This is a genomic window from Pseudomonas sp. Tn43, assembly GCF_014192635.1.
Lineage (GTDB): Bacteria > Pseudomonadota > Gammaproteobacteria > Pseudomonadales > Pseudomonadaceae > Aquipseudomonas.
In genome coordinates this window covers 368,509-381,486 of record NZ_JACHYG010000001.1, presented here as the reverse complement: position 1 = coordinate 381,486, position 12,978 = coordinate 368,509, and the positions used below count along the sequence as shown (strand labels likewise).

The 12,978-nt window shown below is 57.5% G+C and carries 11 protein-coding genes; 8 read left to right on the top strand and 3 right to left on the bottom strand.

Going from position 1 to position 12,978, the window contains the following annotated elements:
- The first annotated feature begins 186 nt into the window (after positions 1-186).
- From FHW68_RS01665 to FHW68_RS01655, 3 genes are all read left to right on the top strand, one after another.
- A complete protein-coding gene (locus FHW68_RS01665; RefSeq protein ID WP_183678344.1) occupies positions 187-1,677 on the top strand; it encodes an aldehyde dehydrogenase in 1,491 nt (496 codons plus the stop codon).
- Between the two features lie 52 nt (positions 1,678-1,729).
- Positions 1,730-3,028, top strand: a complete 1,299-nt coding sequence (locus tag FHW68_RS01660) for an FAD-binding oxidoreductase (RefSeq protein ID WP_183678342.1) — start codon at positions 1,730-1,732, stop codon at positions 3,026-3,028.
- A 494-nt stretch (positions 3,029-3,522) separates the two neighbouring features.
- A complete protein-coding gene (locus FHW68_RS01655; RefSeq protein WP_183678340.1) occupies positions 3,523-4,071 on the top strand; it encodes a cupin domain-containing protein in 549 nt (182 codons plus the stop codon).
- Between the two features lie 100 nt (positions 4,072-4,171).
- Here the strand turns inward: FHW68_RS01655 and FHW68_RS01650 are convergent, their stop codons facing one another.
- Positions 4,172-5,992, bottom strand: a complete 1,821-nt coding sequence (locus tag FHW68_RS01650; protein ID WP_095635137.1) for a di-heme-cytochrome C peroxidase — start codon at positions 5,990-5,992, stop codon at positions 4,172-4,174.
- A 271-nt stretch (positions 5,993-6,263) separates the two neighbouring features.
- On the opposite strand from FHW68_RS01650, the gene FHW68_RS01645 reads away from it, so the two are divergent.
- The 3 genes from FHW68_RS01645 to FHW68_RS01635 are packed head-to-tail and all read left to right on the top strand — an operon-like array spanning position 6,264 to position 9,763.
- A complete protein-coding gene (locus FHW68_RS01645; protein WP_183678337.1) occupies positions 6,264-7,259 on the top strand; it encodes an isocyanide synthase family protein in 996 nt (331 codons plus the stop codon).
- On the top strand, positions 7,259-7,975 hold the full coding sequence (locus FHW68_RS01640; RefSeq protein ID WP_095635215.1) for an HAD family hydrolase: 717 nt from the start codon (positions 7,259-7,261) through the stop codon (positions 7,973-7,975). Before FHW68_RS01645 ends, FHW68_RS01640 begins: the two co-directional genes overlap by 1 nt.
- Positions 7,976-8,002: 27 nt before the next feature.
- The gene (locus tag FHW68_RS01635; RefSeq protein WP_183678335.1) at positions 8,003-9,763 is read left to right on the top strand and encodes an L-tyrosine/L-tryptophan isonitrile synthase family protein; all 1,761 of its coding nucleotides are present in this window, start codon (positions 8,003-8,005) and stop codon (positions 9,761-9,763) included.
- Positions 9,764-9,888: 125 nt separating this feature from the next.
- Here the strand turns inward: FHW68_RS01635 and FHW68_RS01630 are convergent, their stop codons facing one another.
- Positions 9,889-10,182 carry a fructose-bisphosphate aldolase gene (locus FHW68_RS01630; RefSeq protein WP_183678333.1) on the bottom strand — a complete coding sequence of 98 codons (294 nt, stop codon included), beginning with the start codon at positions 10,180-10,182 and terminating at the stop codon, positions 9,889-9,891.
- Positions 10,183-10,854: 672 nt separating this feature from the next.
- Between FHW68_RS01630 and FHW68_RS01625 the strand changes: the two genes are divergently transcribed.
- Positions 10,855-11,277: an HD domain-containing protein gene (locus tag FHW68_RS01625; RefSeq protein ID WP_095635129.1), complete on the top strand. Its 423-nt coding sequence runs from the start codon at positions 10,855-10,857 to the stop codon at positions 11,275-11,277.
- A gap of 132 nt (positions 11,278-11,409) precedes the next feature.
- Here FHW68_RS01625 and FHW68_RS01620 read toward each other — a convergent pair whose 3' ends face one another.
- Complete coding sequence (locus FHW68_RS01620) at positions 11,410-11,628, bottom strand: PLD nuclease N-terminal domain-containing protein (protein WP_183678331.1); 219 nt, start codon at positions 11,626-11,628, stop codon at positions 11,410-11,412.
- Between the two features lie 241 nt (positions 11,629-11,869).
- Between FHW68_RS01620 and FHW68_RS01615 the strand changes: the two genes are divergently transcribed.
- On the top strand, positions 11,870-12,841 hold the full coding sequence (locus FHW68_RS01615; protein WP_260296330.1) for a formyl transferase: 972 nt from the start codon (positions 11,870-11,872) through the stop codon (positions 12,839-12,841).
- The last annotated feature ends 137 nt before the right edge of the window (positions 12,842-12,978 follow it).

Genomic DNA, 12,978 nt, shown 5'->3' with positions numbered 1-12,978 from the left:
ACCCCCGTAGGAGCTGCCGAAGGCTGCGATCTTTTGATCTTGGTTTTGATATCCATGAAGCCGCCGAAGATCAGGATCAAAAGATCGCAGCCTTCGGCAGCTCCTACAGTGGACCGTGGTTTTCTGATCGTTAATTGGTCGGCTTTAGTCCGGCGATTACTTATTCCTCTGCGTAGAGTCACAACCATGACAAACACTCGCAGCGACTGGGAGCAACGCTTCCAGTCCCTCACACTCGAAGGCCGCGCATTCATCGATGGCCAATACTGCCCGGCGCTCAGCGGCGACACCTTCGAATGCATCAGCCCGGTCGACGGCCGCTTCCTGGCGAACATCGCCAGCACCGACGAAGCCGATGCCAATGCCGCCGTGCAGGTGGCTCGCCGCACGTTCGAATCCGGCATCTGGGCGCGGTTGGCGCCCGCAGAACGCAAGCGCATCCTGATCCGCTTCGCCGACCTCATCCTGGCCAACCAGGAAGAACTCGCCCTGCTCGAAACCCTCGACATGGGCAAACCGATCAGCGATTCCATGAGCATCGACATCCCTGCGACCGCTAACGCGATCCGCTGGAGCGCCGAAGCCATCGACAAAATCTACGACGAAGTCGCCGCCACACCCCACGACCAACTCGGCCTCATCACCCGTGAACCCGCTGGCGTGGTCGCCGCCATCGTGCCGTGGAATTTTCCGCTGATCATGGCCAGCTGGAAATTCGCCCCAGCCTTGGCGGCAGGCAATTCGTTCATCCTCAAGCCTTCGGAAAAGTCACCGCTGACGGCGATTCGCATCGCGCAGTTGGCCCTCGACGCCGGCATCCCCAAAGGCGTGTTCAACGTCCTGCCAGGCTTCGGTCATACCGTCGGCAAAGCATTGGCGTTGCACATGGACGTCGATGTGCTGGCCTTCACCGGCTCCACTGCGATTGCCAAGCAACTGCTGATCTATGCCGGGCAAAGCAACATGAAACGCGTCTGGCTGGAGGCGGGCGGCAAGAGCCCGAACGTGGTGTTTGCCGATGCGCCGGACTTGCGTGCCGCCGCTCAGGCAGCGGCCAGCGCGATTGCCTTCAACCAGGGCGAGGTCTGCACCGCTGGCTCGCGTCTGCTGGTGGAGCGTTCGATTCGCGAGCAATTCATTCCGCTGCTGGTGCAAGCACTGCAAGCCTGGAAACCGGGCCACGCCCTCGATCCTGAAACCACCGTCGGCGCGGTCGTCGACCAGCGCCAACTGGATAACGTGCTGCGCTATATCCAGATCGGCAAAGACCAGGGCGCGCAACTGATTGCCGGCGGCAATCGTACCCTCGCAGACACCGGTGGCCTGTACGTGGAGCCGGCGATTTTCGATGGCGTGACCAACGCCATGGCCATCGCCCGCGAAGAGATCTTCGGCCCGGTGCTGTCGCTGATCACCTTCGACACCGCTGAAGAGGCCCTGCAGATCGCCAACGACAGCATTTTCGGTCTGGCGGCCGGCGTATGGACCAGCAACCTCAGCAAGGCCCACACCTTCGCCCGTGGTTTGCGCGCCGGCAGCGTCTGGGTCAATCAGTACGACGGCGGCGACATGACCGCGCCATTCGGCGGGTTCAAGCAGTCGGGTAACGGTCGGGACAAATCGCTGCATGCGTTCGACAAATACACCGAACTCAAAGCGACCTGGATCAAGCTCTAACACCTTTACAGCGGCGGTCGCGGGCAAGCGTTTGCGGCCATCGGAGAAACCTATGAAACAAGACTCTGTTAAACAAAAGCATGTAAACAGCTACTACGCCGCGACCCGCAATCAGACCGGTGATTACCCGATTCTGGAAGAACTGGTGGAATGTGACGTCTGTGTGATCGGCGCCGGCTACACCGGTTTGTCCTCGGCGCTGTTCCTCAGCGAAGCGGGCTACAGCGTGAGCGTACTGGAAGCCGCCAAAGTCGGCTTCGGCGCCAGCGGTCGCAACGGCGGCCAACTGGTCAATTCGTATAGCCGCGACGTCGATGTGATTGAAGAGCGTTACGGCGACAAAACCGCCGAAGTGCTCGGCAGCATGATCTTTGAAGGCGCCGATATCATCCGTTCGCGCATCAAAGAGTACGACATTCAATGCGACTACCGCCCCGGCGGCATCTTCGCCGCGCTGAACAAGAAACAACTCAATGGCCTGGCCGAACAGAAGCGCAGTTGGGAGCGCTACGGCAACAAAAACCTGAGCATGCTCGACGCGGCGGACATCAAGCGCGAAGTGGGTTGCGACAACTACGTCGGCGGCCTGCTCGACATGCAGGGTGGCCACATTCACCCGCTGAACCTGGCCCTCGGCGAAGCCGCTGCGATCATCCGCCTGGGCGGTAAAATCTACGAACAATCCGCCGCCGTGGAAATCACCTACGGCGAGCCGATCACCGTGCGCACTGCCAAAGGTGTGGTGCGCGCCAAGTACCTGCTGATCGCCGGCAACGCCTATTTGCCTCAAGACCTCGACAACCGCGTCACGCGCAAAAGCATGCCCTGCGGTTCGCAAATCGTCGTCACTGAGCCGCTGGCCGAAAAAGTCGCCCGCAGCCTGATCACCAACAACTACTGCGTCGAAGACTGCAACTACCTGCTCGACTACTACCGCCTCACCGCCGACAACCGCTTGCTGTACGGTGGCGGCGTGGTCTATGGCGCTCGCGAGCCCGACGACATCGAACAATTGATCAAACCAAAAATCCTCAAAACCTTCCCGCAAATGAAGGACGTAAAAATCGACTACCGCTGGACCGGCAACTTCCTGCTGACCATGTCCCGCATGCCGCAATTCGGCCGCATCGAAAAGAACGCCTACTACATGCAGGGTTACAGCGGCCATGGCGTGACCTGCTCGCACCTGGCCGGCAAACTCATCTCGGAAATGATCCGCGGCGACGCCGAACGCTTCGACGCCTTCGCCTCCCTGCCGCACATGCCCATGCTCGGCGGCCGCACCTTCCAGGCTCCGCTCACCGCCATGGGCGCCGCGTATTACGCGCTGCGGGACCGGTTTGGTATCTAGGTTGAACCTACGGCGGCCACCCCCAAAGGTGCCGCCAGCCAATGCCAGATATAGAAGGGGACCAAATCCTGTGGGAGCGGGCTTGCCCGCGATGAGGGTTGCACATTCAATATTGATGGCGCCTGACACACCGCCATCGCGGGCGAGCCCGCTCCCACAAGGAAATTAGCGACATACACAAATTTTGCGAACAACACCGTCCACTGTGGGAGCGGGCTTGCCCGCGATGAGGGTTGCACATTCAATATTGATGGCGCCTGATACACCGCCATCGCGGGCAAGCCCGCTCCCACAGGTTTCGTACATGGACGGGCGACTATCGTTCGCCTGTTCAATTTATCCAGCCGTTTATCGAACCTGCTGAGCAACACCGACAAACGTGATTTAATACCCGCCTTCCACGGTTCCGGGACGGGAAACGGCGTGATCCGCGGCCACCAGTCGCCCGCCACCCACCCCCATTACCCCTTAAGTATTCTTCGCATAAGGCTGTCATGGACACGGGCTCACGACTCAAATTAGTACGCGAAAGCTACAAACTGTCCCAGCGCGAGCTGGCCCGGCGTAGCGGCGTCACCAATGCCACCATTTCCCTGATCGAACAGAATCGCGTCAGTCCCTCCGTCAGCTCCCTGAAAAAACTGCTCGAAGGCATCCCCATGTCGTTAGCGGACTTTTTCACCTTCGACCAACCGCCCCGCGAGCACCAATACGTGTTCCGTGCCAACGAACAGCCGGATCTGGGGCGGCATGGGTTGCGGTTGTTGCTGATCGGCGCTTCGGTACCCAGTCGGCAGATGCGGCTGTTGCGCGAGCAATACGCGCCTGGGGCGAGTTCGGGGGAAGAGCCCATCGTGCATGCTGAAGGGGAGGAGTGTGGACTCGTTACCCGTGGCACGGTTGAGCTGACCGTGGATGGACAGATCAGTGTGCTCAACGCTGGCGACGGCTATTACTTCCCGACAACGCTGCCTCACAAGTTTCGCAATATTGGGGCGGATGAGGCGGAAATCATCAGCGCCAACACCCCGGCGAACTTCTGATATCGATAGCGAACATCAAACCTGTAACGAACTTCGCAGAGGCGACCACTACTTGTGGTCGCCCCTCCATGCCATCAGCTGATGGTATCGGCGACGCCGTTTAAAGTGATTTCAAGTAATCGAGAAGCTGTGACCGTTGGATATCACTAAGGCGACCCACGCCATAGTCATGCCCGGCGTTGCTATTGCCATCAAGCCTGGTGTCGAACAGAAACCGGTTCTTGTCCGATTTCTCGGTCTTGAATCCCACCCTTTGGTTATCGAATTCATTGGTCCCAGTATAAAAAGTCGAGGGACGCTGACGGGGTGGCAGGAGAAGGTCGTTCAAGGTCGGCACAGAGCCGTTATGCAAATAGGGAGCTGTGGCCCAGATGCCAGTCAGGGGTCTTGCTTTATAGGCGAGAAGAGCAACGGTTGGGCTGGCACGGTAGCATTCGATTAGCCGTAGTGCTTTATCATCAACATTGCTGAATAAGGCACGGTTCCTGAGTCCAGGGACTTTTACAGGTTGAGGCTCTATTCCAAGCAATCCATCGAAAGCCAGCTCGGCGACATCACGTCCTTTGCCAAGCAATGTCTCAAGGACGGTCACACCCAGCATGCTGTAGAGCAGGTCATTCGACTTGATGGGTCCTGACTTATCGACTTTGGCATAACCCGCTAACACTCCAGCATCCGCTTTGAATTGATAGGCATTGCACGCCATCCAGGGGTCCGTGCTGATGGTCCTGTCATTTGGGCCCCGAGGATTTAAATTTTCATTCGCAGAGATTGGAACCATGACCGCTTTGATTGGCGTGGCGAGATCGTTTCTTTCAAGGGATGCATGGCAGCCGGCACAATTTTCCGTAAATAATTTGGCGCCTGACGTGAGGTCTTCTGGCAGCGATCCAGGCCACCGTGGAGGCTTCAAGCTATAAAGAGAATGTTCCAGGATCTCCAGGTTTTTCACGTTCACACTGGAGACAAATCCTGCCTTAGCCGGATTTTCTTTAACCGGTCGAATATCGGCGTACACGCCGATAGCCTCTCCAGCATTACGCCCCAGACCTCCAACATCGAGGCCGCCGCCTGGTATTAACGAAGGAAGTTTTGCTTTACTGACCATCCCGTTCCATTGGAGAACGTTGTGTTGAGGTGTGTTCCAGAGAAATGGATAACTCACCGGCGCATCAGAGGGGTTAGGGGTAGGCGGTGTCGCTTGGGTGACTTGACTGATTTTATTGAGAATGTGCCCCACTGCATCCAGGCGACCTGGGCCATATTGCAGATCTGTGGCATTGAGCGTTGCGTTTTGTGCATAAAACGCATTCAAGCTATCCAGCGATTTCTTCAGCCGCTGGCGATTCCCGTTTGACAGGTCATCACCCAGAACACTCTTTGCAAAGCGTTCGAATTTTTCAGGGTCAGCAGCCGTTGTGTTTAAAGCCGCGCTCAACGCCTTGAAGAAATTCTGAAAGTCGGCGTTCGTTGGCCCGCCATTGATGACAAGATTCTGTCCTTCAAAATTGATTTGAGCCGTGTGACAAGCAGAGCAGTTCATCCCCACCCACGGCTCTTGCGACCCTTGTCCAAAAAACCAGCGCAGTTTGGTGAAAGACAGTTTGCTGTCGTGACTGTCATCCAGAACGAAACCCATCGGCAACGTAAAACGCTTACCGTTATAAGACGGATAGTAAGGCGTGTAACCGTAGGCCGAGATCGTTTTGTCACTCATGAACTTCTCTTCTGAATCAGGCTCTTCCAATGCCAGCGCCCAGGAGAAAGGGAGAATTCGCGATCCTTGTGAAAGGTTTTGCCAGTTGGACAGGGTGGCCTCACTCCATCCCTGATCCAGACTGTCGGTAGCCTGAGCTATTGAATGACCGCCGAAAAACAACAATGCAGCGCAAGCAAACGGGGAGACTTTTGATTTGCTCATGAGATTCCCTTCTATTTTTAATTTCCTGTTGGGACTAATCACCTTGGTAGCCGAAGCTACTCGCGATGAGTGTAGCCAGAAAAAAAGCAAGGCTTAGATTTTGTTCCAGGGCACTTATGTGACGGCAAGATGGCTTTGCCGGTCTGGCCGCAATATTCCTGATTGCCACGATTGACAGCCGTAACGACTTGTAGGAATTTAGCCGCCCGCAGGTAAGGAATATCTGCTGACGGCCAAAAAATGGCCGTTATTCACCACACAGGGATTGTCTATGCAGGGTTCAAACACCGTTGCTCAACAGGTGTGCGGTCAGCTGGTGCACGAGCATCAGCACAACGCGCACATGAACATTGCCCAGCAAATTCTCGAATGCCTGTTTCGACGTCGTAGCCTTGCCCCGGGGCAGGATCACGCGCTTTCGTTGCAGGTGCTGGAACCCCATCTGGCGAAGGTCGTGCAAGCGGTCGAGAGCGGTCGCCAGATCGAAATGGTCTTGCCAGCCTTTCCCGGCAAGTCGCCCAGCCGCAAGAAAACCCTCAGCCATCTGCCCGACCTTGCCGAACATCACGCCATCGACGAGTTGCATCGCCTGTGCAATGAGATCCAGCAGATCTACGCACCGGGGGCGTTGATTCATATCTGTTCCGATGGCTATGTGTTCTCTGACCTGGTGCATGTTCCCGATGCGCACGTCAAAGCCTACACCGACGCTATCCAGGACTACGCCGAACAGCACTATCCCGGCACGTTCGCTCATTTCGATCTTAAGGATGCCTATCCTTCGCTTGATTGCCTGGACGCCATGCGTGAGGAGATGATGATCGAGCATGGCCAGTCACTGGTCTTGTTGCAGCAGCGTTTCAAGGATGAGCCGCACATGACGTTGATGTACTGCGGTATCCATCGCTTTCTGTCCGAGGATTACTCGGGGCTCAAAGTGTTCGCCGGCATGAGCCTCAATGCGGTGAAGAAAATCGCCAAACCGGCCTCGCAGCGGGTGATCCAGCGCAGTGAAGCCTGGAGTGCGCTGTTACAGGCGCGCTACCCGCATTGCCTGCGTCTGTCGATTCACCCACAACTGGCGGTGTCGACGAAGATCGGTATCCGGTTGGTGCCAACCAGTGACCTGTGGCGCACGCCCTGGCATTCGGTGGCTATCAAGCGACGGGGTGTGGTCACCCTCGAGAAACGCAGCAATGTCGATGAGCGCTACCACCGCTTGGTGTTCCGCAAGGGGCGTCCTTGTCACTACGCCAGTGCTCAATGATGGCGCCTCGGTTGCGGGTCGAAGCCGTACTCTTCGATTTGGACGGGACCCTGGTTGACACTCTGCCTGACATCACCTGGTGCCTGAACCAGGTGTTGCTCGAACACGGTTGCCCGGCGCAGTCAGCGCAAACAGTGCGCGATTATATCGGCGGCGGGGTCACGGCGATGATCGAGCAGGTTGCCACCCGGTTTGGCATTGCCGATGCGGCCGCGATGCATCAGCACTATGTGGCGCTCTACCAAAACAACCTGGTTCAATTTTCCCGGCCCTTCAGCGGTGTGCTTGCCTTGCTCGAAGGCTGTCGTCAGTTGCAAGTGCCGTTGGCAATCGTCACCAACAAGACCGAGGAAATGGCCCTGCAAGTAGCCGATGCGCTGCTTCCACAGAATACCTTCGGGGCCATTCTGGGGCATCGCGCGGGCAGGGCACTCAAACCTCAACCGGAGGTGGCATGGGAAGCCGCCCGACGGTTGTCGGTGGACCCGCAACGCTGCTTGTTCGTCGGTGACACCGAGATCGATTTGCAAACCGCCCGTGCGGCAGGCATGCACTCGGCGGCGGTCACTTGGGGCTATGGCCTGACACCTGACTTGCAGGCCCTGGCCCCGAACTTCTGCTGCGAACAGCCGGCCGGGTTGTTGCGCATTCTGCAGCAAGTGTGCGCTACAGCACATGCATTCACCGGGCATGGCGACGCCGTTAAATCCTATTGATACACACACTCTCAAGGAAATTGTTCTATGGAACATAGAGACGCCTGGATCGCTGCCGTCAGCGATTTGCTCGCGGGTTATCTGCTCAAAGGCACGGATGATTGTTTCGACACACAAGGCAGAGCGCATCTTGCGCAACGCTTGGGGCATTGCTTCGATCAAGGCCTGCCGGTGCGTCTGGTACTGCCAGGTTTTCCCTGCAAGTCACCAAACGCCACTGACCAGACTTTTGGCGTGCTGCCGGACTACGGCGAGGTCATCGCCATCGAGCGCCTCGACCAACTCGGCCAGGCCATCGCCGCGCTGCATACACCGGGTTGTGTAGTGTCGATCCTCAGTGACGGAACGACGTTCAACGACATCGTCGGTGTGGCCGACGACGTTCGCGAGAACTACAACCGGGCGTTGCGCGAACTGTGCACCACCCACACGATCCAGTGGGTCAGCATGGAAGACCTGTTCCCACAGGCCCAAAGTGCCGAGTCGGTTCGCGCCAGCCTGATCAAGCAGGCCCGTCTGCCCTGGAAAAACCTTGGGGATCTGATCGAGCAGAGCCGGCACGATGAATCCCTCAGCCAGGCCCATGACCATCTGTGCAGTCACCTCTACAACGACCTGCGTCTGTGCCGTGAAGAGGGGCAGAGCGAGGATGAGTACCTGCAGCAAATCAACTTCAAAGCCTACCAAATGATGTTTCGCGGACAGGCATTGAATGCGGCAGTGGAGCGTTTCTTCGGCGATGACATTCGCTTGTCCGTCCATCAATACAACAATGCCGGACCCAAATTCACCTTCGGCCTGGCCGAAGGGCTGACCCGTGTCGACAGCCCCTGGCATGCCGTGCCGGTGCGCAACCTCGATGGCAGTCAAACCCTTCGCGCCCGCGCCCAGGTCGACATCGACCACCATGTGCTGGTCACCTTTGAGGGGCGGCCATGGCTCTACCACCAAACAGAAAACCCGCAGGCCCAAGGCTTCGAATACGAACTGCAAAAACTGCCGCTGTTTGGCCTGGTGGTGCGAGACCCGTTGGGGCTGGGTTTCGAACGACTGTCCACGGGTTTGCTGGCAGCACTGGTGGAAACCTTCGGTTTCGTCTGCCTCAAGGGCTGCCGCTTCGATGATCAGGACAGTTTCGCGCGCAGCTGCGAACGCTTCGGCACGCTGTACGAATGGGCCTTCGGCGCCGTGCACGTGGTCAAACCGGCGGATAAACCCCAAGGCGTGGTGCACTCGCTGGAGAAAACGCCGTTACACTGGGACCTGAACATGCTGCCCGACAGCGACGCACAGGTTCAGCGCAACCCGAAATTCTGCGCCAGCAAATTCATGCTGTATTGCAAGACCGCGCCGCAGCCGGGCGAAGGCCAGACCACCATCGTCGACAGCCGAAACGTACTGCGCAAAGTCGGCCAGCAAGTCGCCCGACAATGGCAGGACGTGAACATCACCTACTACACCAAAATGACCTACTTCGGTGGCTCGCCGCGCATGTACAGCCTGGTCGACCATCACCCCCGCAGCGGCGAGCTCATCCTGCGTTACCAAGAGGGCACCGACTCGACACTGCAGACCCTGAGCCAGGCTGTGCAGGACCATGACGAGGAAGCTCAACAGGCGCTGCTCGAACAGATCAACGCGCTGGTTTACGACCCGGAGTGCCTGATTGCTCATCAATGGAGTGAGGGGGATCTGGTGCTGATCGACAACTATCGGACGCTGCATGGGCGGTTTCCGATGTCGGCGGCATCATCTTCGCGGGAATTGTGGCGGGTGCAGGTTTACTGATCGTCGAGATCTTTTGCCATCGCTGTGCAATGAAGTTGCGAATCGAGAAAAATCGCCCCGTACGAATGGTTGCAGCCGTAAAAAACCCGCAATAACGCGGGTTTTTTTACGACTCAAATAATGGGTCATTGACCCTCAGGCGCATCAAACCCACGCTGCTCAATCACCCGAAATACATCGCTCACATCCTGAACCATGATCCGGGCGATGTTGGTGACGGTGTTGATGTCGTGCTCGGCGTAGTCCGGCAGGCTGGTGCAGGCCATGAGGTTGAGGTATTTGAGGACGGCGCTGAGGCGTTCGCTGAGGCAGTTGTGGAGTTCGCGCAGTGGGGCGTCGGCGTCGATCAGGAGGACGGGGTGGTCGGTGGCGAAATGGGACATGGGGGTGTAGTGGCGGAGCGGGTTGTTCGTACTCATAAGTAAATCTTCCTCGTATCTGTAAGAAGAGCTACTGCCGTTCGCTGCGGATCGAAAGGGTGGTAGCTATGTGCGGGTTCGCAGACCGAGGATACGAGGAACCCGGCAGACCCGAAGATCTCCCACACACAGCCACCATAAAACGGAGTACGGGCGCGTTTTTGCGGCCGTTGCTGGTTATGGGGTGCAAGGTTACTACACGTATCGTCAGGGCTGCGAAACCCTATCGCTGAATTCGCTCAGCGACAGACCCACTCTAGGCAGCGATTTCGGTAGCCGCAACCGGGCTGTAGGACCACACGCGCTCACTGTGGTGAGGGGGCTTGCCCCCGTTCGGTGGCGCAGCCGCCGCAAAACCGGGCGTTGCGGTGTGTCTGAGGAAACGGGCTAGCAGGGTTTGGGGCTGCTTCGCAGCCCAACGGGGGCAAGCCCCCTCGCCACAAAGGGCAGATTCCTACATGTTTTTCAGACTTCAAAATCTTGGGCGCGCCTTCATTGCGTGGGATTTTCGGTGGTGAGTGACGCTTGCTTCCGTCTAGCGCCGTCGTAGACTGAACGCCAACGGGAATTCAAGGATCGAGAAAGCCCATGATCGAAATCGGCAGCCGCAACAACGCCCCCACGCCACATCATTTCAGCGGCCGTTACGGCGTTTAACCCGAGGAGAATCCCATGACCCAGACACTGGAACGCGCCATTGCCATCGCAGCGGCGGCGCATGAGGGGCAGGTGGACAAGGGCGGTGCGCCTTACATCCTGCATCCGCTGAGTGTCATGCTGCGGGTGAATACGCTGGAAGAGCGCATCGTCGCGGTGCTGCACGACGTGGTCGAAGACTGCGGCATCAGTTTCGACGATCTGCGTAACGAAGGTTTCAGTGAAACGGTGCTGATGGCGATTGCATCGGTGACCAAGGTGCCGGATGAGTCCTACGAGGCGTTTATCGAACGCGTGGCGCAGAACCCGATCGGGCGGGTGGTGAAACTGGCGGATCTGGAAGAGAATAGCGACTTGTCGCGGATTGCCCAGCCGTCCTGGGAGGATCTGGAGCGCGTTGAGAAGTATCGGCGGGCGATCGGGGTGTTGCGTTCGTAGTGAGTGTTGGCACCGCGTCGCCGGCGTGAGTGCCGGAGGTGTTCCAGCCAGAAGCGACAAAGCCCCAAATCATCAGGGCTTTGTTCTTTGAAATTGCGCAGTTCGCAGATCGTTACCGCACGCCGTCCGACGTTATTGTCTGGCCTGCGGTGAATGCGGGGTCTGTGCAATGTGCTTCGGTCCCGCCAAGGCCCATGCGATCAGCCCGAATAGCGGCACAAACACGATCACCACCATCCACACCAGTTTGTTGCTCGATTTGCCTTCGGCTTTTCGCACCCTGTTGATCGCCCACAACTCAATCAGTACAAGTACTGCTGCGAGCACGATCCAGATTGTTTCGATTTGCATTCGTCACCTCCTGATAGTCATTCAGTTAGGCGAACGGGTGGGGGCGGGGTTCATTAAATTTGGGGTGGCTTGGGACCGCAATTGCACTCCACTTGACCACCCGTTTGCATTCGACCTGACCAGTCATTTGCATTCGTTCTGACCACCGATTGCATCGGATTTCACCAGCACGCTTTGTAACCATGATCTGCAGAGAACGGCCAGGAGCTGCTGGGGGCGTAGCAATGACGAAATAGCAACTATGCTAGGTTTGATGCCGGAATTGATCGAGCAGATCGGGCCTTCCGTCCATACGTCGTGGCAACAATGGAAATGGGATCGATCCGCTTGTGTTGAATTGGCCGTTGCTGCTTCTCAAGGCAGGTCTGCCGGAGGAGGTCTGAAGTTGCGAATCGCTTTTTTGGTGAACAGGGACGTGGAGAGCAATCTCACTCTCAATTTCCTGTTGCCCGAGATTCACGAGAGCACAGTGGGAATATTCCTCTCGGAGAGAGTGGGATCGGGCAGGAAGGTGCCACGCATGCTCGGACAACTGGCATTGATCGAGCAGGACTTCTTCAATGCCTTGGCTCCTGGGTTAATCGGATCGAGCGACCAGGTTAGCAGCGGGCATCGATTCGGTTTTGCAGAACTGCAGCAACGCTTTGGGGTTCCTGTGCGGGTATTGCCCAGCTTGAGGGATCCTGCGGGCCTGCAAATGCTGCAGGATGCGGGAGCGGATCTGTTCATCTCAATCCGCTTTGGTCAAATCCTGAAAAATGAAGCGTTGGCAATTCCGCCACGCGGCGTCCTAAATCTTCACTCTGGCCTCTTGCCTCAATATCGAGGTGTTCTCGCGACCTTCCGGGCGCTGCTGAACGGGGACCCTGAGATCGGTTGTACTCTCCATTGGATCGACAGTCCCGGCATTGATGTCGGTCGCATCATTGAGACTGCGCGTGTGGCAGTCGAAAAGGAGCGCTCCTTGCTGTGGCACATCCTTTCACTTTATCAACCAGGCGCGCGTCTCATCATGAACGCAATCAGGCGCTTGGAGCGCGATGAGCCCATGACGGGGACGTCTCAAGATCCATCTGCCGGGGTCTACTACTCCTTTCCCGGCGAGGATGACCTGATGCAGTTCACGACACTGGGGTGGCGGCTCTTCGATCGCGAGGACGTTTGGGATCTTTTCGAATCGTACGGATTTCCGTTGCGGATAAGCGCTCCTTGAGAGCTGAACGGCGGCAAGGCTTACTGAGGCCTTGTTGCTGGAGCATTGAAAAGCTCAAAACGACGCCGCAAAAGGTTGGCGTCGCTCAACGTCTGTGTTGCAGCTCCTGCACTGTGGCGTTCGTCCTGGTTCGAGCC